Origin of the sequence: Yinghuangia sp. ASG 101 (assembly GCF_021165735.1) — a bacterium.
In the GTDB taxonomy this organism is placed as follows: domain Bacteria; phylum Actinomycetota; class Actinomycetes; order Streptomycetales; family Streptomycetaceae; genus Yinghuangia.
In genome coordinates this window covers 6440939-6462133 of sequence record NZ_CP088911.1, presented here as the reverse complement: position 1 = coordinate 6462133, position 21195 = coordinate 6440939, and the positions used below count along the sequence as shown (strand labels likewise).

Below are 21195 nucleotides of genomic sequence, written 5' to 3'. Positions count from 1 at the left end.
GGCGTTGCGTTCTTCGGTGTTTCTTTGGTTTTTCCTGTCGGTCTCTCCCGACGTCGAGAACAGTACAGGCGTTGCGGCTCAGCTCCAAATCGTGTGCGGGCCCGCTCAAACCTCAGGCCCGCACTTCGACTTTTTCTGCAGTTTGTCCTATTTATCGATCACGGTTCCCGCCCCTCCGCCCGGTCCGGCACCTCTCCGATGTGTGGCGCCCCGGCCGGCTCGGGCGAGGGCTTCCCGTCGTGGGTGAACGCGATCCCGTACAGCGTCGGCGCCGCCGTTCCGGGGCCGGTCAACTCGACGCGGTATTGGAGGTAGCGCGAGCCGTCGCCGAGCGGGGCACCGGAGCCGGGCAGTTCGCGCCACGCGGTCCAGGTCGCGTCCGGGACCGCCGTACTGCCGGTGCGCACCGCGACCTTGAGTGCGGTGCCCTGCGGCAGGTCGGCCTGCCAGGTCGCCTGGAGCCAGGTGACCATTTGCGTCGCGTCGAGGACCCGCGACGTGTACGAGCCGCCGGTCGGTTTGTCACCGTCCTGGATGTGCCGGATCCGCAGGGGGACGCGGTCCGTGACGGTGTCGCGCGCGGCCGGGGACATGGCGGGCAGTGCGGCCTCGAGGTCGGCGACCTTCCTTCCGTCGACGGAGAACCGGAGGTCCTTGCCGTCGCGTTCGATCGTGTAGCGGTGCGGAGCCCCGTTCCAGTCGCCGTCGATCTTCGTGTCGGACCGTTCGCGTCCGCCGGGTTCGACCGTCACCGCGTGCAGGCCGCCGTCGCGCCACTCGAAGACGGCCGCCGGGCCGCCGACCGGGTCCCCCCAGCCCGCGACCTGGGCCGCGGGTCCGTCGAAGACGGCCTCGAAGTCGAGTCTGCGGCCCGCTGCCGGGGGGAGGCCGGAGCCCGCGGCGCTGCCGTCCAGGGTCAGTGCGCCGTCGTCGACGGCGGTCCGGCCGCCGGGTGCGATGGGCACCTGGCCCCAGGGGCCCGTGCCGGTGCCGTCGGCGAAGTCCTGCGCGGACTCGCCGCCGAGGGTGAGGACGCCGTCCGTGTCGTTGACCACCGCGCCTCCGGTGCGCGTGCCCGTCGCGAAGGTCGGGCCGCTGTGTTCGGTGACGCCGTACTTCGGCATCACGAACTTCGCGGTGTCGGCCTTCTTGCCCGACCATGTCGCCTCGTTGCCCGCGGCGTCCTTCGACACCAGCCGGAACGCGTACGTCTCACCGGGCGTCAGGCCGGTCACGACCGCTTTGTGGGTGGTCGCCGACCCCTGGTCGTCGGCCGCGACGCGCATGTCGCGGGCGCCTTGGCCGACGACCACCGACGTGGTGGCCGGCTCGTCGGTCGTCCAGGTGACGACCGCGCTGCCGTCCGGCCACGGGACCACGCTCTGGTCGCTGATCCTCGGGGCCTTCTTGTCGGCTTTCGGCGTCCTGAACTCCAGGGGCTTCCGCGCCGGGTCCGGCACGGTGGTGCGCCGGCCCGCGGAGTCGACGGTGGTGACGCGGTAGTAGTAGGTGGTGTCCGGTTTGAGCGCGCCGAGCGTCGTGTGGTGGTCGCCGGTGTTCTCGCCGACGATCTTGACCGGTGCGGTCGAGTCGGGCTTCTCGCCGAGGGCGACCTCGGTGGTGCCGGGGGTGTCGGTGGTCCAGGAGACCTCCGCGGTGCCGTCCGCCTTCGGGGTCGCCGCGAGGGTCTGGACGCGCGGTGCCGCGGCGGGCGCGCTGTATGTGGCGGTGTAGGCGCCCGAGACGCCGGGGAAGACCGCGTACTCGATGCCCTTGACGGTCTGTTCGGTGAAGGTGACGGGCGTTCCCGCGCGGGTGAGGGCGGTGAGGGTCGTGCCGCCGGGGCCGGCGGTCGGGAGCATCGTCATGAGGTTCGCCGCGGCGGGGTCGGCGGCGACGGTGAAGGTGACGGTGTCGCCGCCGCGCGTCAGGTTCGCGATCGACGACCGGTTGCGGCCGTCCGTCCACTCCAGGAGCTGCCGGGCGGTGATCACCGGGACGTTCTTGGCCTTGGCGGCGGCGATGACGGCGTCCTGGATGACGGTCTGGCTGACGCGGTCGCAGGTGCCGGTGCTGTTGCCGAGTTGGTCGTCGAGATGGTTGTTGAGGGTGATGGCCGCGTAGAAGCCCTGGCTGCCTTGGGCCCGGTCGACCATGGCGGCGAACTGCGTCGGGTACGTCTGGCAGAACTCGTCGTGCAGCTGCGTGGTCGCCTGGTAGACGTCGATCATGGTGCCGTCGGCCTGCGCGAAGCGCATCGGCAGGCCCGAGCCGGTGTAGTAGCCGGGCGCGTTCTTCATGAGCGGTGAGCCGTACGAGTTCGACCAGATGTCGGGCAGGTAGTAGTAGTTCGTGTCCATGCGGATGCCGAGCGATTCCTCGACGGACGCGACCGTGGTGTAGTCGGGCCAGGTCATGCAGTGGGTGCGGCTGGTGACCGGTGCGTAGCCGTACGCGTCCTCGAAGTCGCCGAGGCTCGCGGTGAAGGCGTTGGTGACGGTCGCGTCGATGACGGACTGCTCGGTGTCGGGGTCGACGGCGATGCAGTGCCCGTTCTGGGAGACGTGGCGGCCTACCTCGAAGCCCTGGGACTGCCAGTCCCGCACGGTGGCGGGGGCGGCGTCGCCGTCGGAGTCCCAGACGTAGAAGGTGCCGCGCATGCAGCGCCAGTCTCGGAGCGCCTGCGCGCGGGTGGCCGGGTTGGCGCACGCGGGGTCGCTGTTGGCGTTGTACTTCGCGACGCGGTCGTTGATGCCGGCCTGCGGCGTGTTGTGGTGGTCGCCCGTGGAGACGAGGACGACGGGGTTGAGTTCGGGGGTCGCGGTCCCGGTCTTGCCGGGGAAGTAGCCGAAGCGCGGTACGGGTGCCTTCTCGCGGTTGGCGAGTTCGATGACGTTGGCGAGCAGCCGCTGCTGCTCGTCGGCCTGCGGGACCTCGACGCGGTTCAGGTCGACCCAGTCCCGGTGGAACATGTCGGTGGAGCGCAGGTTGTCGGTGAGGGTGTCGTGTTCCTGGTTGGCCTGGGCCGGGTTGCCCTGCCGGGTCGTCACGACGGATTTGGCGAGGTCGAAGGCGAACGCGGTGACGGTTCCGGCGCCGGCGGTCCGCCGCGTGACGGCGGGTTTGCCGATGCCCACGGGTTCGGCGGCTCCGGTCCGGCGGAACAGTTCGGCGATGACGGTGGTGCCCGGCGCGGCCGTCCACTGGTCGGCGGTGCCGTGGAACTGGATCGCGCGGTCGGCGTAGATCCCGGCGCCCGGGCCCGCCGCGTCCTGGATCCTCAGGTATTGGTCGGCGAGCACTCCCGCGCCGGAGGTGAGGCCGGTGAGGTCGGACAGTGTCGCGCGCGGGCGCGTCGCGATGAGGTTGCCGCCGTTTTCGACCCAGGTGGTGAGGGCGGCGACGAGGGCGGGGTCGGGGTCGAGGTCGCCGAGGATCACGGTTGTGTAGGCGGCGAGTTCGGTGGCGTTCACGGCGCCGATGTCCCGGGTGGTGAAGGCGTTGAGGCCTTCGGCGCGCAGGATTTCGGTGTAGTAGCAGGCGTACGGGTTGGCGTTCGCGGTGATGACCAGGATCGGCCCGGTGCCCGGTGACGAGCATGGTGCGGGCGGCGGCGCGGCGCCGGTGGTGAAGGTCCAAGTGGCGCCGGTTCCGGTGTTGCCGGCGAGGTCCTGGAAGTTGGCGAGTGTGGCGGTGTATTGCGTCGAGTACGCGAGCGGGGCGGCGGGTTTGAGGAGGACCTGCGTCGGGTGTGCCGGGTCGTCGAACTCGACGGTCGTGGGCACGGTGGTGGCGCCCTGTTTGAGGGTGAAGTTGACCGAGGCGGGTTTGACCGCCTCGGTGAAGTCGGCGCGGGGCTGGACGGCGACGGGGACGCCGGTGGCGTCCGGTTGCGGGAGCCGGTTGGCGAGGAGGGGAGCGGTGGTGTCGGTGCCGTCGGTGTCGAAGAGGACGTCGACCCAGTAGTTGCTGGCCTGGTAGGTGTCGGTGGGGAACGTCGTGGCCGCGGAGTATTTGTAGACGCCGTTGGGGGCGTTGGCAACGCTCGCGGGCGCGACGATCTTGGCGTTGCCGGCGGATTGGCCCGCGAAGTAGTTGTTCGTGTAGGCGTAGTTCCCGCTCATGGTGTGGTACGAGGCGACGTACGTCGTGTTCGCGGTCACCGCGACGGGGCTCGGCAGCGTGACGGTCCGCCATCCGGAGCCGGTCAGGTGGACGTTGTCGACGCCGGCGAGGCGGTTCCCCGCGGTGTTCCAGAGGCTGACGGTGAACGGCCCGGTGTTGGCCTCGCTCTTGTAGAACCGCACCGCCTTGACGAAGCCGGCGGAGGTGGTGTGGAAGCGCACGCCGAGTTCGTTGGGCGAGTCGTCGTTGTTCGGGGTGGCGACCGGTTCGGCGCCGGTGAAGATGCTGAACGTCGATGTCGACGGCGGGGTCGCCGCGGTGGTGAACGACCACGTGACGGGGGCCATCGTGTTGCCCGCGGCGTCCTTGGCGCCGCTGACGGTGGCGGTGTACGCGGTGGACAGCGCGAGGTTTTCGGCGGGGGCGAACGACGCGGTGCGGGTCGCCGGGTCGTAGGACGCGGTTCCGGCGACGGCGGTGTTGTCGGGTTTCGTGAGGGCCCAGGTGATGGTGTCGGCCTGGACGGCCTCACTGAACGTCGCGCCGAGGCCGTCGTTGATCGCGACGCCCGTCGCGGCGGCGGCCGGTGAGGTGGCGGTCACCGTCGGCGCGGTGGCGTCGACGCCGGGTTCGAAGATCGGGTCGACCCAGTAGTTGCTGGCGTTCCAGGAGTTGTTCGGCATCGTGGTGCCGCCGGGGCCGGCCTGGTAGACGCCGTTGCCCTGGCCGGCGGTGCTCGCGGGGGCGGTCAGTTGCTCGCTGTCGAGCGGCTGGTTGAAGAAGCCGGTGGTGGCGGTGTAGCGGCCGTTGGGTGCGACGTATGACGCGATGTACGTGGTCCCGGCGGTCACGTCGACGGGGGTGGCGAAGAGCACTTGCTGCCAGCCGGTTGCGCTCTCGTTCTGGAAGGTCGCGCTGGTGGCCGTGCCGGTGGCGGTGTCCCACAGGAAGCCGCGGTGGATGCCGGTGTTCGCGGCGTCCTTCCAGTATTTGACGCCGAGGACGCGCCCGTTGGTCTTGGGGACGAACCGGACGCCGAGTTCGACCGAAATGGCCTCGCTGTCCGGCCCGATGCCGGGGTTGGTGGTACCGAACAGCGAGCACGGGTTGCACGGGGCGGCCTGGGCGGTGGACAACGGGGAGAACAGCGTGAACAGCAGGGCGGCGACGGCGGCGAGTGCGGTGGTGATGCCGGACGCCGCCGCGGCCTTGTCTCTGCGTGAGCGGAAGGGGCCGTAGGCGCGGCGGCCCGGGGAAGGCGCGTGGCGGCGTGCCATCGTCGGTGCTCCTCAGGGAAGTTCGCGGCGTGCGGGGAGATGCGGAGGGGTGTGCCGTCCCCGGCGCGGGCCGGGGACGGTCGGTGGCGTGCGTCAGCTCGTCGTGAAGGCGACGTCCACCCAGTAGTTGCTGGCGCTCCAGCTGGCGGACGGGAATCCGCCGCCCGTGCCGAGCCGGTAGACGCCGTTGCCGCCGGCGTCCGCGTCGGCGAGTGCCGTGACCGGGCCGGTTCCGGCGCTCTGGACGAGGCCGTTCCGGTCCGCGGCATAGTGGCCGGTCGGGGTGTAGTAGGAGGCGACGTACGTCGTGCCGGCGGTGACGGCGACGGGCGTGTCGAAGGTGACTTCCTGCCAGCCGGTCGCGGTCTCGGTGGTGAACGCCCGGGTGGCGAGCGGCGTTCCGGTCGCGGTCCACAGGTGGGCGATGTGCGGGCCGGTGTTGCCGTCGCCCTGGTAGAAGCGCACGCCGGTGATGTGGCCGTCGGCGGTGGTGCGGAATTTGACGCCGACTTCGATGGGCAGGGCCTCGGGGTCGGAGGGGGTGCCGGGCACGGTTCCCGAGGGCCAGATGGTGCACGGTGCGCACGTCGGCGGGTCCGTCGGCGGGGGGTCGGTGGGCGGCGGGCCGGTGGACGGGGTCGTCGTGAAGACCGCGTCCACCCAGTAGTTCGCCGCGTTCCAGGTCGCGTTGGGGAAACCGCCGCCGCCTCGGTAGACGCCGTTGCCTCCGGGCGCGTCACCCGCGAGGGCGGTCAGGGGCGCCCGGGAGAACTGCGCGTCGAAGTAGTGCTCGTCGGCCGCGTAGTGCCCGCTCGTGGTGAGGTACGACGCGACGTAGGTCGTGTTCGCGGTGACCGGGACGGGCTGCGCGAAGAGCACCTGCTGCCAGCCGGACGCGGTCTCGGCCGTGAACGTGGCCTCGGCCAGCTGCGTGCCGGACGCGCTCCACAGGTGGCCGACGTGGGGGCCGGTGTTCGCGGCGAACTTGTAGTAGCGGACGCCGGTGATGTAGCCGTCGCGGTCGGGCGTGAACCGGACGCCGAGTTCGACGGTGGCGGCCTCGGGGTCGGGGCCCGAGGTGGGCAGGGTGCCCTCCGGCCAGATCGTGCAGGGGCAGGCGACGTCCGGAGGCGGGCCGCCGTCGCCGACGGTGACGGTGACGCCGGGGCCGGGGGTCTCGCCGCGCAGGCTGTCGTCGGTGGCGCGGCTCTTGAGTGTGAGCGGCCCGGTGGTGGTGGGGGTGAAGGTGTAGGTCCACGACTCGCGGCCGGTCGTGGCGGGCTTCCAGGTGGCGCCGTTGTCGACGGAGACCTCGACACCGCCGACCCGGCCGCCGGTGTCGGCGGCGGTGCCGGTGACGGTGACGGCCTTGGCGACCGCGATGTTCTGTCCGGCGACCGGTGCGGTGATCGTCGACGTGGGCGGGACCGTGTCGGTGGACGGGGTCGGGGCGGTCATCCCGGTCATCAGGCTTCCGGGTGATACGCCCATGTCGGCGAAGAGGTTGAGGGTGGCCTGCTGAACGGCCGTGTCGACACCGGCGGTTCCGGAGGTGCGGGTGTTGTCGAGCCCCCATGACCACTGGATGGTTCCGGCACCGAAGACGAGTGCGCCGCTGGGTGCGCGGTAGAGGGTCAGGTGGTGGGTCGCGGTGCCGTCGGCGTACGTGGAGCCGAAGTCCTGGAGCATCTCCCCGGATTCGGTGGTGGTCGACAGCCGGATCAGGTGGGCGGGACGCGCGCTGTTCTCGGTGTCGACGTCCCATTCGTAGCCGAGGAGGCCACTGCCGAGCGTGGTTTCGGTGCCGGGTGCGAGGGTCGCGGCGCGGGTGTCGCGCCAGAACCGGAGTTGCCCGTCGGCGCTGTTGACCGTCATGTCGGTGGTGCAGCAGTTCGCCTTGAACTGCTGCCCTGTCAGGGAGTTTTCGGGTCTGCCGCCGTCGGCGGGAGGGGAGAACCGCGGGTCGCGCCAGGTGCCGGTCCACATGCCGGCGCCCGCCGGGTCGGTCTTGTCGTTGTCGTGGGTCTCCTTGTAGGAGACGAGGGTTCGGTACGGCGCGCCTTGCCCGCTCATGCCGCCGTTCTCCCAACGCGTCTTCCAGAACAGCTCGTTGCCGGAGAAGAACGCGAGGTGGACGCCCGCGTCCCGGGCCGCCTCGACGTTGGCGCGCATCTCCGCCGACCAGTACTCGTCGTGGCCGACGGACAGGAACACCTTGTGGTTCAGCAGGAGTTGACCGCGTCGGGCGGTGTCGGCCCCGGCGGTGTACGCGACGTCGTAGCCGTTGCGCTCCAGGAAGCGCAGCATCGGGTACTCGGCGTTGAACAGCCAGTCCTCGGGGTTGTCGCCGCGTGTGGTGAACGGCCGGTTGTAGCTCACCTTGTAGGCGCGGCCGACGGGTTGGCCCTCGTACAGGCTGTTGCCGCCGTACTCGTTGTAGGCCTGCCACGTGGCGTCCGACGCCTGCATGAGCAGGGCGGCGTGGGAGGCGTCGTCGCGGACCACGAAGGCGATGTGGCTTGCCCCCGAAGTCCCGTCGGTGCGCACCAACTTGGCCAGGTAGTAGCCGGAGACGGCGTCGGCGGGCACGGCCCAGGAGGCGGACTCGGTCCAGTTGGAGCAGTCGATGAGGCCGGTGTTGACGTCGTCGGCGTCGCAGCCGGGCTGGTGCTGCGGCAGCGGGACGGACGGGGTGACGGAGGTGATCTTGCGGGCGCCGCTGCCGCCGTACCAGCCGAGCCGGTAGATGTCGAGGCGGTACGCGGTGGCCGGGGTGTCGACCTTGAAGTGCACGGTCTCGCCGACGTTGACGCTGATCTCCGTCGCGAAGCCCTGGATGTCCGCGGCACCGGCCCCCGTCACGTCCCAGGTCGCGCGCGCGGTGCCGGTCTTGCTGTTCTCGCAGACGATGGCGTTGACGATCGGCGCGGAACAGGGCCCCGCCGCGGCCCGGCCGGCCGTCGGGATGACGCTCAGGAGGGACGCGAGGAGCGCGAACACCGCGAGCCAGAGCGGCGGTACGGCGCGCGCGCCGCGGCGCGGCGGATGCGTGCGGCTGCGGGCGTCCGGGCGGGTTCGTCCGCGAAACCGCGGTCCGGTTCGGCGGATTCCCGCGAAAGCGGGACGGCGAGCTGCCGCGGATTGCATGATGGCGTCCCCTGCCCCCTAGGACCCGACCGGCTCCTCTCCCCAAGAGACCGCCCGGGCCGACTGCCGGCGTCCCCCGCGGGTCCCATTCCGGCGGAGGCGAGCGTCGTCGGCAGCTGCCTGAAGCTCAGTGTGGCGCAAATACCGGTGTGATGTGGGTAGTTCGCCACGGTTGGCGCCGCCGCTCGGTAGCATGCCCTCACCGGACCGGCAGCAGGGTGGGGCTCTGAGTCGCCGTCCGGGGGGCAGGGCGCACGACGTATCCGGGGCATCCGACGCCTCGGCATGACGGCTTGACCGGTGCGACCGGTGCGACACGCACAACCGAATACCAGTGCTGCAACTGACGTCACGACGCTGTGGGGGGCTCATGAAGGTCGTCGTCACGGGCGGAGCGGGTTTCATCGGGTCGAATCTGGCCCGTGCGCTCCTGGCCCGGTCCGAGGTCGGCGAGGTCGCGGTGGTGGACGACCTGTCCACCGGTTCGTTGGACAATCTCGCCGGGGTCGGCGTGACGTTCCATCAGGGCTCGTTCCTGGACGAGGAGTTGATGGACAAGGCCTGCGCCGGCACGGACGCGATCGTGCATCTGGGCGCGTTGCCGTCGGTACCGAGGTCGATCGAGAAGCCGCTGGCGAGCCACCACGCGAATGCCACGGGCACGCTGATGGTGCTGGAAGCGGCGCGGCGCGCGGGCGGGGCGCACGTGATCGCGGCGTCCTCGTCGTCGGTCTACGGCGGCAATCCGGTGCTGCCGAAGCGCGAGGACCTGCGCACGCTGCCGCTGAGCCCGTACGCGGTCAGCAAGTTGGCGACGGAGTCGTACGTACTCGCGTACGGCCACTGCTACGGGCTGCCGGTGCTGCCGTTCCGGTTCTTCAACGTCTTCGGCCCGCTCCAGGCCGCCGACCACGCGTACGCGGCGGTCATCCCGCGCTTCATCGACGCGGCGCTGGCGGGCCGCGTGCTGACGGTGCACGGCGACGGCGAGCAGACCCGCGACTTCACGAACATCGGAAGCGTCTGCACGGTGCTGACGGACGCCGTGGTGCGCCGCGTGACCAATACCGGTCCGGTGAACCTGGCGTTCGGGACGCGGACTTCGCTCAACGCGCTGATCGGGCTGCTGAGCGAGGTGCTGGGCCGGCCGGTCGATGTGGAGCACGTGGCCCCGCGAGCGGGTGACGTCCGCGATTCGCAGGCCGACAGCTCCGAGTTGCGCCGGCTGTTCCCGGACGCCCGGCCGGTCGAGCTGCGGCGGGGGCTCGCCGACACGGTGGCGTGGTTCCGGTCGCGCGTCGCGGTGCCGGCGCGGGGATGACGCGTGCCGCCGATGGCCACCGGGGATCGTGCCGCCCGGTCATGCCGTGCGCAGGGGGCGCGCCGGCGATCCGACCACGACCTGCCCGGCCGGGACGTCGCGCGTGACGACCGCGCCGGCGCCGACGAACGCGCCCGGGCCGACCGTACGCCCTTGCAGGACAACGGCGTTGCTACCGACGGTGGCGTCCTCGCAGAGTCGGACGCCGCCGGAGATGTTGGCTCCGGGGTAGACGGTGACGCGGGCCTCCAGGACGGCGTCGTGGCCGACCGTCGCGTTGTAGTGGACCTGCGTGTGCGCGGCGAGCGAAATGCTGCTGGAGACATGCGCGTTGGCGAGCACCAGGCAGCCGTCGGCCAGGTGGGTCGCGGGGGCGATGACCGCGCGCGGGTGCACGAGGGTCGCCGGGGTCAGGCCGCGGGCGTCGAGCAGTGCGGCGAGGCGGCGGCGCACGTCGGGGGCGGCGATGCCGATGAGGTAGCCGGCACCGGGCTCGGCGTCGTCGGGCCGCAGCACGGGGAGGCCCCGGATCTTGTCGCCCGCGAGGGAGTCGTCGAGGAACGCGTCGACGGTGGTCTCCGAGGCGATCGCGGCGTCGAGGGCTTCGCGGCCGACGCCGCCGGCTCCGGCGATGTAGAACGGCATGGGGTCATCTTGCCGTGTGTCGGCCGCGCGGAGCGCCGGAACGCGGTCGCGGGGCTCGCGAGCTTCGGCGGCGATGGCACGAACACCAGTGCGGAGTACGCGGCTACGGGGGACGTCCCCGCGAACGCGGGTGCCGGGCAGGCTGCCGGGGACCGGGAGTCGGCTAGATCCCGGGGGCGACAGGGCGACGCGGCAGCCAAACACGGTTCCCTGCACGCCTGTTGCGCGCTCAGGGCGGCGACGCGGGCGGCGGGCACGAGCGCCGCTGCCCGGTCCGTGGGTACGGACGCGCCGGGCAGCGTCTCCCGTTCGGGGCACGCGAACGCCGCGGGGGGCGGCGGGTGATCCGGGGCCGGTTGGCGGATTCGGGTGCCGGGCGCGCCTGGCGGCGGTTGCGCCGGTCGCGGGCCGTCCGGCGTTCGCTGCGCGTCACGGCGCGGCTGGACGGCGGGAGCCCGTGGCGTCTGGACCTGATCGGCGCGGTGCTGGTGGCGCTCGCGGGGGTGTGGGCGCTGCTCGCCGCGGCGGGGCGTCCGGCGAGCCCCGAGGGATTCCTCCTCGCCCTGCTGACGGTCGCCGCGGCCTACGGCGCGGGGCGGATCGCGGGCGCCCGGTCGGCGTTCGGAACGTGTGCGACGGTCGCGGGTGCGGTCGCGGTGCTGATGCTGCTGTCGCCGGACGCGTTGTCCGGGGCGGCGTTGGCCGAACCGCTGGGGTACGGGAACGCGAACGGAGCGCTGGTGGCGCAGGCGGTGGCCGCCGCGTGCCTCGCCGCGCTGGCCGCGCCGAGCGACCGCAGGCGCGGTGACATGCATGTGCTGGCGGGGTTGTTGGCGCTGGCCGCGTTCGCGACGCGGTCGCTGACCGCGGTGTTCGGCGCGGTCGCGGTCCTGTTGGTCGGGCTCACGGCGTTGTCCGCGCGGCGGCGCGGTTCGTTCGTGCTCGCGGGCGCGGTGGCCGTGGCACTGGTCGTCGCCGGGACGGTGTCTCTCGGCGGCGACCGCGCCGAGCGCGCGTCGGGCGTGCGGAGCACGGCGGCCGACGGGCTGACGGAACGCCGCATCGACTTGTGGCACGACGCGTTCGAGTCCGCCAAGGACAACCCGTGGCGCGGCACGGGCCCGGGGACGTTCCTCGCCCGCAGCCCCACCGCCCGGGCGGACTCCGATACGAAGTCCGCGCATTCGCAGTGGCTTCGGCAGGCCGCGGAACAGGGCGTGCCGGGTGTGGTGCTGTTGGCCGCGCTGCTGGGGTGGGCGTATGTGCGGCTGTGGCGGTCGCGGCAGGATCCGGCGGTGGTCGCGGTGGGGGCGGTGGCGTTGACGGCGTTCGCGGTGCACGCCTCGATGGACTACGTGGCGGAGTTTCCCCCTGTGTTGGTCGCGGTGGGCGTGGTGCTGGGCGTGGCGACGGCGGCGCCGGATCCGGAGTCGGCGATCTCGCGGGAGTCGCGGCGCTGACCACGCGCCGCACCGGTGGAGTCGTCCCTCGCCCCGGCGTTGTCCGCCTCCGGCCCGGCGGTCGGGCACCGCCTCGGGGGCGGGGAGGACGACGTCGGCCGCCGCCTCCCCGCCGCGTGCTCCTCGGTCAGGAGGCTTCCTCGGCGGGGACCGGATCGGCGGCACTCGGCGGGGCCATGCCCGGCGATGTGGTGTACGGGATGGTCCACGGAGACGGCGGGACGCAACTCGGCGACGAGCGCTTGCGCGGGCCGGCCCCGGGGTCGCGCGACGGCGTCGGCCCCGGGCCGGGGTGCCCGGCCGGGGTGGGGGCGGCCTTCTCGGCGGAGGTGTCGCCGCCCGGGTGGGCGGCGGGCGCGGCGGCTTGGCCGGGGATCGGAAAGCCGGGATTGACTCCCCCGGCACCGGTGATCCCCACCGGCCTCAGCAGCACCCCGACGGTGCGCCACAGGATGCGCAGGTCGAGGCGGATGCCCCGGTGGTCGACGTAGTGCAGGTCGTACTCGATGCGTTCGGGCCATGTGAGCGCGTTGCGGCCCTGGACCTGGGCCCAGCCGGTGAGCCCGGGTCGTACGGCGAGGCGTCCGCGCTGCCGCTCGGAGTAGTGGGCGACCTGTTCGGGGAGCGTGGGCCGGGGGCCGATGACCCCCATGTCGCCGCGCAATACGTTGATGAGTTGCGGGAGTTCGTCCAGGCTCGTGGTGCGCAGGATGTGCCCGAGGCGGGTGATGCGGTCCTTGTCGGGTTCGTCGGGGTGGCGCGGGTGGCGCATGCTGCGGAACTTGAGGATGCGGAACTCGCGTCCGTGGTGGCCGCTGCGGGTCTGCCGGAACAGCACGGGGCCGCCCATGGTGGTGCGGACGAGCAGGGCGATCGCGAGCATCGCCGGGCCGAGCACGAGGAGTGTCAGTGCGGCGGTGGTGAGGTCGAACAGCCTCCGCATCATGCCGTGCCCTCTCCGGTGCGTGGCGGCGCCTCGTCCGCGGCGGGACGAACGGCGGGACGAGGCGGTCGGGTTCCCCAGCCGAGGCCTCGGCGGCGGGCGACGGCCCGGTAGGTGTCGATCGAGGTCCGGGCGACCCGGCGTTGGTCGAATTCGTTCAGGGCGCGGGTGCGGGCGTCGGCGGCGAGGCGGGCGCGCAGGGCGGGGTCGGTGAGCATGCGGTCGACGGCCTCGGTCAGCGCCGGGGCGTCGTGGGGCGGGACGAGGAGGACGTGTTCGCCGTGGGTGCCGATTTCGCGGCAGCCCCGGATGTCGCTGAGCACCATGGGCACGCCGGTGGCGGCGGCTTCCATGGCGGAGCGGGAGAAGCCCTCGCGGTGGGAGGGCAGGACGAACAGGTCGAGTGCGGCGTACACGTCGGGCATGTCCGAGCGTGCGCCGAGGTGTTCGACGTGAGGGTCGGCTCCGGTGCGGAACGCGTCCGCCTTGTCGCGGTCTTCGGGGCCGATCCAGACGAACCGCGCCTTGCCGGCCAGGGCGCGGGCCGCCTCGCGGTATTCGGCGATGCCCTTCTCGGCGACCTGCCTGCCGACGCCGCCCACCAGCAACTCGTCGTCCCCGACGCCGAGTTCGGTACGCACGCGGTCCCGGGCGGCCGGGTTCGGGCGGAACCGCGCCAGGTCGGTGCCGTTCCCGACGACCCGTGACCGCCAGGCGGGAACGGTGCGGGCGAGCGTGTGCCGGTCGGTGGCGTTCTGGTACAGCTCGGCGTGGGACGCGCGGGCGGCGACGGACTCCGCGCCGAGGACGAACGCGCGGCGGGGCCACGGGTCTCCGGGGCGTATCCACAGGCCGTGGCAGGTGTTGACGACCACGGGTATGCCGACGGCTCGGCCGATCAGGCGGCCGAGGACACCGGTCTTGGGGTTGTGGGTGTGCAGGACGTCGAGGTCGAGGCGCCGGAGCGTCGCGGCGAGTTCACGGGCGGCTGCGGCGTCGCGGGCGAGGTCCCACGCGCGGGTGAGTGCGTCGAGTGGCACGTGGGTGGCTCCGGCGGCCTGTACGTCGGGCACGTAGGGGCCGGGCGCGCTGAGTCCGTACACCTCGAAGCCCGCGGCCACGTCGACTTCGAGCTCGGTGCGCAGCAGCAGCGCGAGGCTCATGTCGACGGTGGTCAGGTGGGCGACGCGGAGGGGCCGTCCGCCGGGGCCGACGGGGATGGTGAGGTCGTCGGGGAGCAGGGGGTCGCCGGGAACGGGATCGCCCGGGCGCGGGCCGTCGGACGCGGGGTTGTCAGGCACGGGCACCGGCCTTCTTTCCGAGTGCGACCACGCGGGCGTACGCGCGTTCGGGGAGGAGGCGCCCGGTGAGCTTGGCGCGGACGAACTCCGGGGGGTCGGTGCGGCGGACCGGGACGCGGTGGAGCCGCATCGGGTCGGTCCCGGGCAGGTTGCGGCCGAGTGTGCCGGTGGCGGCGCTGCGGAAGCGGCAGCGCAGGGCGTGTTCCATCGCGGGCACCCGGACTCCCCACGGGTAGGCGAAGTGGTCGGGGCGCAGGCCGAGGCGCTTCTCGATCTCGTCGGACGCGGCGTCGAGTTCGTGTTCCGTCAGGGCCTCGGGACGGGCGTGGCGGTGGGTGTGGTTGCCGAGCGTCAGCAGGTTGCTGTCGAGCATGTCGGCGAGTTGGTCCCACGTGAGCGCGGGTGCACCCGCACTCGTGCCGGTGGAGCCCTCCCAGCGCATCGCGCCGCCGACCATGCCGCTCGCGAGGTAGAGGGTGAACGGCAGGTGGCGCTCCCGCAGCAGCGGCCACGCGTGGGCGTGGACGTCGGCGAAGCCGTCGTCGAACGTGAGGACCACCGACGGCGTGCGGTCGCGGGCCGCCAGCCGGTCGAGCGCCGTGTCCAGGGAGACGACGGATCCGGCGGGCAGTGCCGTGAGTTCGTCCAGCTCGCGGGTGAATCCCTCGGTGGTCAGGTCGAGTTCGTCGCGGGTTCCGCCGCCGACTCGGTGGTGGATCAGCAGGGTCGCGCCCTCGGCGGGGCGTTGTCCGGCGCATCGGGCGAGCGCGCGTTTGAGCGTGGTGCGCGTGCGGTCACCGCTGGGCTTGATCATGTTCCCGCTCCGAAGTGCCGGGACGCGTGGGCGAATTCGCGCGACCGTATGAGCCGGCGGCATATGCGGGCGGACGATGTCGCCGCGGGCGCCGGGCGGCTGCCGACCGTGGCGGTGTGCGGTCGCGGCGTCAGGACGGTGGTTCGGTCGCTCACGCTTTCGTGCCCCCTGTCGATGCGGTGGTACGGCCTCGCCGCCGGGCCCGTATCCGGCCGGCGGCCGACGCGCGGGCGGTGCGGGCCAACGCCCTGACGGGCAGGGCCGCGGCGGTGAGCGGTCGGTCGCGCACGGCCTCGATGTCGAGGAGGGGCGGCCGTTCCGGGGCGAGGCGCAGTTTCTGGCTCGTGGTCGTGGGCAGCAGGTCGACGAGTGTCGGCGGGTCGGTGGGGTCGGCGACGAGAATGTGCTCGTGGGCCTGCCACATGGCGAGGTTGCCGACGCCGAGTCCGGCGAACTCCTCGTCGTAGGCGGTGGAATGCCACAGCGCGACGGCGCCGACGCGGAACCACAGGTACGTGGCCGCCGGCCGACCGTCGACGCGCAGCACGTACAGACGCAGCCAGCCGTTCTCGGCGGTGCGGCGCACGAGCTCGCGGCGCTCGGTGCGGGTCCGTTCCGTCAGCGGGCCCTTCCAGCTTCGCGGGAACAGCGCGGCGTAGGCGGCGAATCCGGTGTCGGCCTCGCCGGGGCGGGTGTACGCCGTGAGGGCGACGTCGCCACGCCTGGCCAACTTGCGGTGCAGACGCCGGGCTTGCGCGTGGAACGAGGCGAACCGGGCGCGGTGGCCGGCCCATCCGTCCGTGACGTCCGCGAGCATGTCGGACGAGCGTTCGCGGGCGTGGACGCGGTAACCCGCGCGCCGCAGCGCGCCGAGCAGGCGGTGGGTGGCCGGGTCGCGGCTCGGCATGCGGCGCAGGCGCAGGTCGCGCACGCCGGACGCGGCCAACTGATCAGCCAGCGCGCCTAGTTCGTCGTGACTCGCACGCTCGGCGACGACCCTGGAGCGCGGGCGGTCCTCGGCGAACGAGGCGAACCGTCCGCGGCCGTCGAGGTCTTCGAGGGCGAGCAGGCTGACGGGTTTCCCCGTGGGCTCGTCGAGGACCGCCGCGATCCGGATGCGCCGCGCGGCGACGGGATCCGCGTGCATCACGGACGCGGCCCAGGTGTAGGTGTCGAAGCAGTCCGCGTACACACCGCGCGCGGCGACCAGGCGGTCCCACCCGGCGGTGAAGTCCGTGTCGAGGTCGCGGGCGTGCAGGAAGACCCCGCGGGCGTTCAACGCTCGGCCCCGGACGCGCCTCCGAAGCACCCGTGAGAAGACGGCGGTTCACTGTGACGCCGGAAACCGGCCGACACTCCCCGCCCCCACCCGACAACCCCCGCGTCGAGCATGACCGACCACGCCCCCACCATGAGACCCCAGCGTCTCTCAGCCCGGCGTGAGCAGCGCCGGGCATGTGTTTTTGGGCCGAGGTTCCTGTACATCCCCACCGGAACACGACCCACCCGCGCAATAGCCTAGGGCTCCGCAAGCCGCCATGCGGGTGGTTTGCGGATGAATTCGCGATGCGTGCGGAGTATCGGTCTTCTCCTCGGTCGCGGAGGCAAGTCACCCTCTGGACAAGGCCGTTGCCGGTCGCCCCCGGTACGGTGAACCGGCGAAAGGCCCCCGGGCGGGCGATGAACGTTGTTACGGTGCGGGTGAGGGGTCGCCGCGCGGTCGGGGTGGGCGCGCGGTCGACCGGGGAGCCGGCGGCGTGGGGGCGTGCGTGCGATCAGGACTTCGGGGGCGGCTGCGAGCAGGCGGCGACACCGTGTTGCGGCGGTCGCCGGCGCAGTGGTGGTTCGGCGGGCGGGCGGTCGGGCGGCTGGCCGTCCTCGGGTATCACGGTGTGGACGATCCGCCGGGATTCGCCCGGCAGTTGGACCGCCTGCTGCGGATCGCCCGGCCCGTGTCGCTCGACGAGGTCGAGGAGGCGATCGCGTCCCGGCGCCCGCTTCCCGGGCGGGCCGTGCTCATCACGTTCGACGACGGCGAGCGGAGCGTCCACGACCACGGCCTGCCGCTGCTGCGCGAACGGGGCATACCCGCGGTGGCGTTCGTGATCGCGTCGCTGATCGGCACCGACCGGCCGTTCTGGTGGTACGAGGTGGAGCGGCTGGTCTCCGGGGGCGGCGGCGGGGGGCGGTCGGTCGCGGAGTGGCTGCGGCATCTGAAGTCCGTCCCGCAGGAGTCCCGCGTGGCCGCGCTGGAGAGGCTGCGCAGCGGGCAACCCCGCGTACGTCAACCGCAGTTGACCGTGGACGAGGTGCGTGCGCTGGAGGCGGGCGGCGTCCGGGTGGAGAGCCACGCACGCACGCATCCCCTGCTCGACAAGTGCGCGGACGCCGACGTGCGCGACGAAGTCGTGGGCGCGCACGAGTTGTTGAGCGGGATCCTCGACCGCGCCCCGCGGTCGTTCGCCTACCCGAACGGCAATTGGGACGCCCGCGCCGAACGACAGCTGGATCAACTCGGCTATACGACGGCGTTCTTGTTCGATCACCGGCTGGGCCCGAGGCTCCCCGAGCATCCGCTGCGCGTCTCGCGCCTGCGCGTCGCGACGACGACGTCTCCGGACCGCTTCGAGACGATCCTGTCGGGCCTCCATCCCGCCGTACACGGGCTGCGCGGGCGGGGGTGACGCGGCCGTGAGGACGTCGGCGCCACCGCACCTCCTGGTCGACGCGGGCGAGTTGGAGCAGATCGCACCGGCCTGGCGGGACCTGGCCGCCGCGCACGGAGGCTCGTACTTCTCCACGCCCGACTGGGTGCTTTCGTGGTGGGAGGCCTTCGGAGGCACGGGCGGTGAGTCCGCGACGGTCGCGGTCTGGCCCGCGGGCGGCGGCGAACTCGAGGCCGTCGTCCCGCTTCTGAAGGGCCGTCAGCGGTGGCATCCGCGGCTCCCGGTGGGCACGCGGACCGTCACCGTCCTGGGCTCCGGCCTCGCGGCGGCCGACCACTGCGGTTTCGCGGTGTCCCCCGGCCGTGCCGACGACGTCCGGGCATGGCTCGCGGCGGTCGCCCGGCGAGGTGCCCTGTGGTTGCCGAACCTCGACCAGGCGACGGGCGCGGCCTTCGTCCCCCCTGGTGCGCGCCTCGTCGAACGCACCGCGTGTCCGACGATGCCCGCCGACCCCGACCGCATCGGATCGGCGCGCTTCCGCAAGGACCTCCGGCACTACCGGCGGCGGCTGGCCGCCGAGGGCGTCACCTTCCGCTTCGCCGCCCCCGGCGCCGTCGACGAACCGTTGTTCGACACTCTGCTCGCGCTGCACGCCCGCCGCCAGGAAATCCTGGGCCGGGCCACGATGTTCGACACCGCCCGTAAGCCCTTCCACCGCGCCCTCGCGCGGCGCGCGGCACCCGGGCGCGGCCCGTGCGCGATGGTCGCCGACGGACCGGAGGGCCCCGTCGGGGTTCTCTACGGCTTCCTGTGGGGCGACACGTTCTCCTACTACCAGACCGGCTGGGACGAGGCGTATGGCCGGCTGAGCCTCGGCACCGTCCTCGTCGCCGAGGCCGTGGCGGCCGTCCGGGCCCAGGGCGCCGCGGTGTTCGACTTCCTGCGCGGCGCCGAAGAGTACAAGTACCGGTTCGGCGCCGTCGACCGGCACGACACCACCTGGCTGGCGGGACGCGGACCGTCCCGGCTGCTGTTGCACGGCCGCATCGCGGCGAGGTCACGGCTCGGAAAGGCGAGAACGCGATGACGACAAGCGAGGCCCCGCGGGAATCCGCCGCCACCGCTCCCGCCCTGCCGAGCGTGAGCGTGGTCGTCCCCTCCTACAACTACGCCCGCTACCTGCCCTCCAACGTCGGCAGCCTGCTCGACCAAGAGGGCGTGGACGTACGGGTCTTGGTCCTCGATGACGCCTCGACCGACGAAACCCCCGACGTCGGCGCCGAGTTGGCCCGCGACCCCCGCGTGACGTACGAGCGTCACACGACCAACAAGGGCCATATCGCCACCTACAACGAGGGTCTGCTGGAGTGGGCCGACGGCGACTTCTGCGTGCTCCTCTCCGCGGACGACCTGCTGACCCCCGGTGCGCTCGCCCGGGCCACCGCCGTCATGGCGGCCGATCCCGACGTCACGTTCGTCTACGGCAACCCCGTCAGGTTCCTCAGCGGCGGCCCGCTCCCGGACGCACGCACCGGCGCGCGCAGCCGGACCTGGACCGGCGACCGCTGGATCCGCGGCGTCTTCCGCGCCGGACGCAACCTGATCCTGTCCCCCGAGGTCGTCGCCCGGACCGGCGCCCACCACGACGCGGGCGGCTACAACCCGAGGCTGCCGCACTCCGGCGACCTGGAGATGTGGCTCCGGCTCGCCCGCCGGGGGTCGGTCGGCTGGCTCCCGGACGCCGACCAGGCCTACTACCGCATACACGACAGCAACATGCACCACTCGGCCTTCGACGCCCGCGCCCGCCTGGAGCAACTGCGCGACGGCTACGAGTCGTTCCTGGACAACGACGGCAAGGACCTGCCGTACCGCAATGCGATCCACACCGCCATGCGCCGCAAGCTCGCCCGAGGCGTACTCCGCAAGGTCATCCGCACCCTCGACGCCGGCGAGGACACCGCCGACGGCCTGACCGTCCGCGAACTCTACGACCTGGCGGCCGAGTTGACCGACCTCCGCAAACTCCCCGAATACCCGGGCGTCCGCACCCGCATGGCCATAGGCCCCCGCCACTGCCGCCGCCTCAACCCCGTCACTTCCCTCATCACCGCCCGCCGGGGCCGAGACTGGATCCGCTGGCACGGCAACCGTGTGAGGCCGGTGTAGGCGCGTACCCTCGTGCCATGGGGTTGAGCGGCTGGGCGTACCACCTCGCCGAGGACCTTCTCGCCGGCCCACTCCCGCAACGCTGGGCCCACTCACAAGGCGTCGCCCAGCGCGCACACGCGCTGGGCCCCATCCTCGGCAGCGAGGCAGAGTTGCTGTACGCGGCAGCCGTCCTGCACGACATCGGCTACGCACCCGCCCTGGCCAAGATCGGATTCCACCCCTTGGACGGCGCACGCTACCTCCGCGATGTCGCCCACGCCGACGAACGCGTAACGCGCCTGGTCGCCCATCACTCTTGCGCGCTGCTGGAGGCCGAGGAACGCGGTTTGGCCGCCGATCTCACCGCCGAGTTCCCCCCGGAAACCGACCACCTCGTCGACGCCCTCATCTACTGCGACATGACCACCTCCCCAAACGGCGACCCCACGACCGCAGAAGCACGCATCGCGGAAATCCTGAGCCGCTACGGAAACGACAGCATCGTCGGCCGCTTCATCCGCCGCGCACAACCCGAGATCCACGCGGCAGTTGCGCGCGTACGTGAACGTGTCGCCGTCACAACGACGCCGTCCGCGTCACCCTCCGCCTCCACCGTGACCGGGTAGGCGCGTTCGTGGGTGACGGCAGCCCACCAACGAACTACCCGGCCATGATGCGACTGTCGAAGCCGTCCTGAAGCAGAGACAAGTACGCGGCGTACACGCTGTCTGGGACGTCCTGCTCGATGGCAAAGCCCCGCCCCGGGTACTCGATGACGCGTTGCAGGTCCCCGACAAGCATGTCGATGACGAGCTTCGCGTCACCGATCGCCGTGAGATAGTCGTCAAAGACAAGGGGTTCGGACGCACAGGTCACTTCGACTTCGGGCCAAACCTTGCGGGCCGTAGCATACGAACGCCGCTCCATATACGGCTTGGAGATCAGGAGAATCGACGTAGTCACGATCCCGACAGCGGCCAGGACATCACGCGAGAAGGCGATGTTCTGACCGGTGTTCCCGGCATTCGGTTCCAGGAGGATCACGTCGTCGGGAACACCGAGTTCGAGAGCATGCTCGCGAAAGTGCACAGCCTCACCACGCGGAAACCGCGCGGCTGTGGTGGGGCTGTTGCCACCGCTGAAGACCAATGTTCCGAACATGCCTTCGTGATAAAGCTTTGCGGCAAACGCGGCGACGCCGAGGTCGTGGCTACCGAGCCCGATCGCGGCATCACAGCGCCTGAGGGGTTGCCGCATCTGGTGATATTCCCAAATGAGTTCGGCACAATGGCGCTGGTCGTCCGTGATCGTCAGGCTATGATCCGGCACTCGCTGCTCCTTGGTC

Annotated in this window: 14 protein-coding genes; 6 read left to right on the top strand and 8 right to left on the bottom strand. The window is 72.1% G+C overall.

Annotation, left to right across the window (positions count from 1 at the left end):
- Positions 1–158 precede the first annotated feature (158 nt).
- Complete coding sequence (locus tag LO772_RS27730) at positions 159–5402, bottom strand: DUF4082 domain-containing protein (protein WP_231774759.1); 5244 nt, start codon at positions 5400–5402, stop codon at positions 159–161.
- A gap of 93 nt (positions 5403–5495) precedes the next feature.
- Positions 5496–8402, bottom strand: coding sequence for a DUF4082 domain-containing protein (locus LO772_RS27725; protein WP_231774758.1), 2907 nt, complete (start codon positions 8400–8402; stop codon positions 5496–5498).
- Positions 8403–8919: 517 nt separating this feature from the next.
- Here LO772_RS27725 and LO772_RS27720 point away from each other — a divergent pair.
- Positions 8920–9870, top strand: coding sequence for an NAD-dependent epimerase/dehydratase family protein (locus LO772_RS27720; protein WP_231774757.1), 951 nt, complete (start codon positions 8920–8922; stop codon positions 9868–9870).
- A 39-nt stretch (positions 9871–9909) separates the two neighbouring features.
- On the opposite strand, the gene LO772_RS27715 is transcribed toward LO772_RS27720, so the two are convergent.
- Positions 9910–10515 (bottom strand): acetyltransferase, encoded by a 606-nt coding sequence (locus LO772_RS27715; RefSeq protein ID WP_231774756.1) that lies wholly within the window; start codon positions 10513–10515, stop codon positions 9910–9912.
- Positions 10516–10871: 356 nt separating this feature from the next.
- On the opposite strand from LO772_RS27715, the gene LO772_RS27710 reads away from it, so the two are divergent.
- The gene (locus LO772_RS27710; protein WP_231774755.1) at positions 10872–11975 is read left to right on the top strand and encodes an O-antigen ligase family protein; all 1104 of its coding nucleotides are present in this window, start codon (positions 10872–10874) and stop codon (positions 11973–11975) included.
- Positions 11976–12102: 127 nt separating this feature from the next.
- Here the strand turns inward: LO772_RS27710 and LO772_RS27705 are convergent, their stop codons facing one another.
- From LO772_RS27705 to LO772_RS27690, 4 genes are all read right to left on the bottom strand, one after another.
- Positions 12103–12921 (bottom strand): sugar transferase, encoded by an 819-nt coding sequence (locus LO772_RS27705; protein ID WP_231774754.1) that lies wholly within the window; start codon positions 12919–12921, stop codon positions 12103–12105.
- Complete coding sequence (locus LO772_RS27700; RefSeq protein ID WP_231774753.1) at positions 12918–14219, bottom strand: glycosyltransferase; 1302 nt, start codon at positions 14217–14219, stop codon at positions 12918–12920. The genes LO772_RS27705 and LO772_RS27700 overlap by 4 nt, the downstream gene beginning before the upstream one ends.
- On the bottom strand, positions 14212–15033 hold the full coding sequence (locus tag LO772_RS27695) for a polysaccharide deacetylase family protein (RefSeq protein ID WP_231774752.1): 822 nt from the start codon (positions 15031–15033) through the stop codon (positions 14212–14214). Before LO772_RS27695 ends, LO772_RS27700 begins: the two co-directional genes overlap by 8 nt.
- A 151-nt stretch (positions 15034–15184) precedes the next feature.
- Positions 15185–16312, bottom strand: a complete 1128-nt coding sequence (locus LO772_RS27690; RefSeq protein ID WP_231774751.1) for a GNAT family N-acetyltransferase — start codon at positions 16310–16312, stop codon at positions 15185–15187.
- 613 nt (positions 16313–16925) lie between these two features.
- On the opposite strand from LO772_RS27690, the gene LO772_RS27685 reads away from it, so the two are divergent.
- The 4 genes from LO772_RS27685 to LO772_RS27670 are packed head-to-tail and all read left to right on the top strand — an operon-like array spanning position 16926 to position 20476.
- On the top strand, positions 16926–17717 hold the full coding sequence (locus LO772_RS27685) for a polysaccharide deacetylase family protein (protein ID WP_443089327.1): 792 nt from the start codon (positions 16926–16928) through the stop codon (positions 17715–17717).
- 7 nt (positions 17718–17724) lie between these two features.
- Positions 17725–18786 carry a GNAT family N-acetyltransferase gene (locus LO772_RS27680; RefSeq protein WP_231774750.1) on the top strand — a complete coding sequence of 354 codons (1062 nt, stop codon included), beginning with the start codon at positions 17725–17727 and terminating at the stop codon, positions 18784–18786.
- A complete protein-coding gene (locus LO772_RS27675) occupies positions 18783–19868 on the top strand; it encodes a glycosyltransferase family 2 protein (RefSeq protein WP_231774749.1) in 1086 nt (361 codons plus the stop codon). The genes LO772_RS27680 and LO772_RS27675 overlap by 4 nt, the downstream gene beginning before the upstream one ends.
- Positions 19869–19885: 17 nt before the next feature.
- On the top strand, positions 19886–20476 hold the full coding sequence (locus tag LO772_RS27670; protein ID WP_231774748.1) for an HD domain-containing protein: 591 nt from the start codon (positions 19886–19888) through the stop codon (positions 20474–20476).
- Between the two features lie 34 nt (positions 20477–20510).
- Here LO772_RS27670 and LO772_RS27665 read toward each other — a convergent pair whose 3' ends face one another.
- Complete coding sequence (locus tag LO772_RS27665) at positions 20511–21179, bottom strand: YdcF family protein (protein ID WP_231774747.1); 669 nt, start codon at positions 21177–21179, stop codon at positions 20511–20513.
- Positions 21180–21195 lie beyond the last annotated feature (16 nt).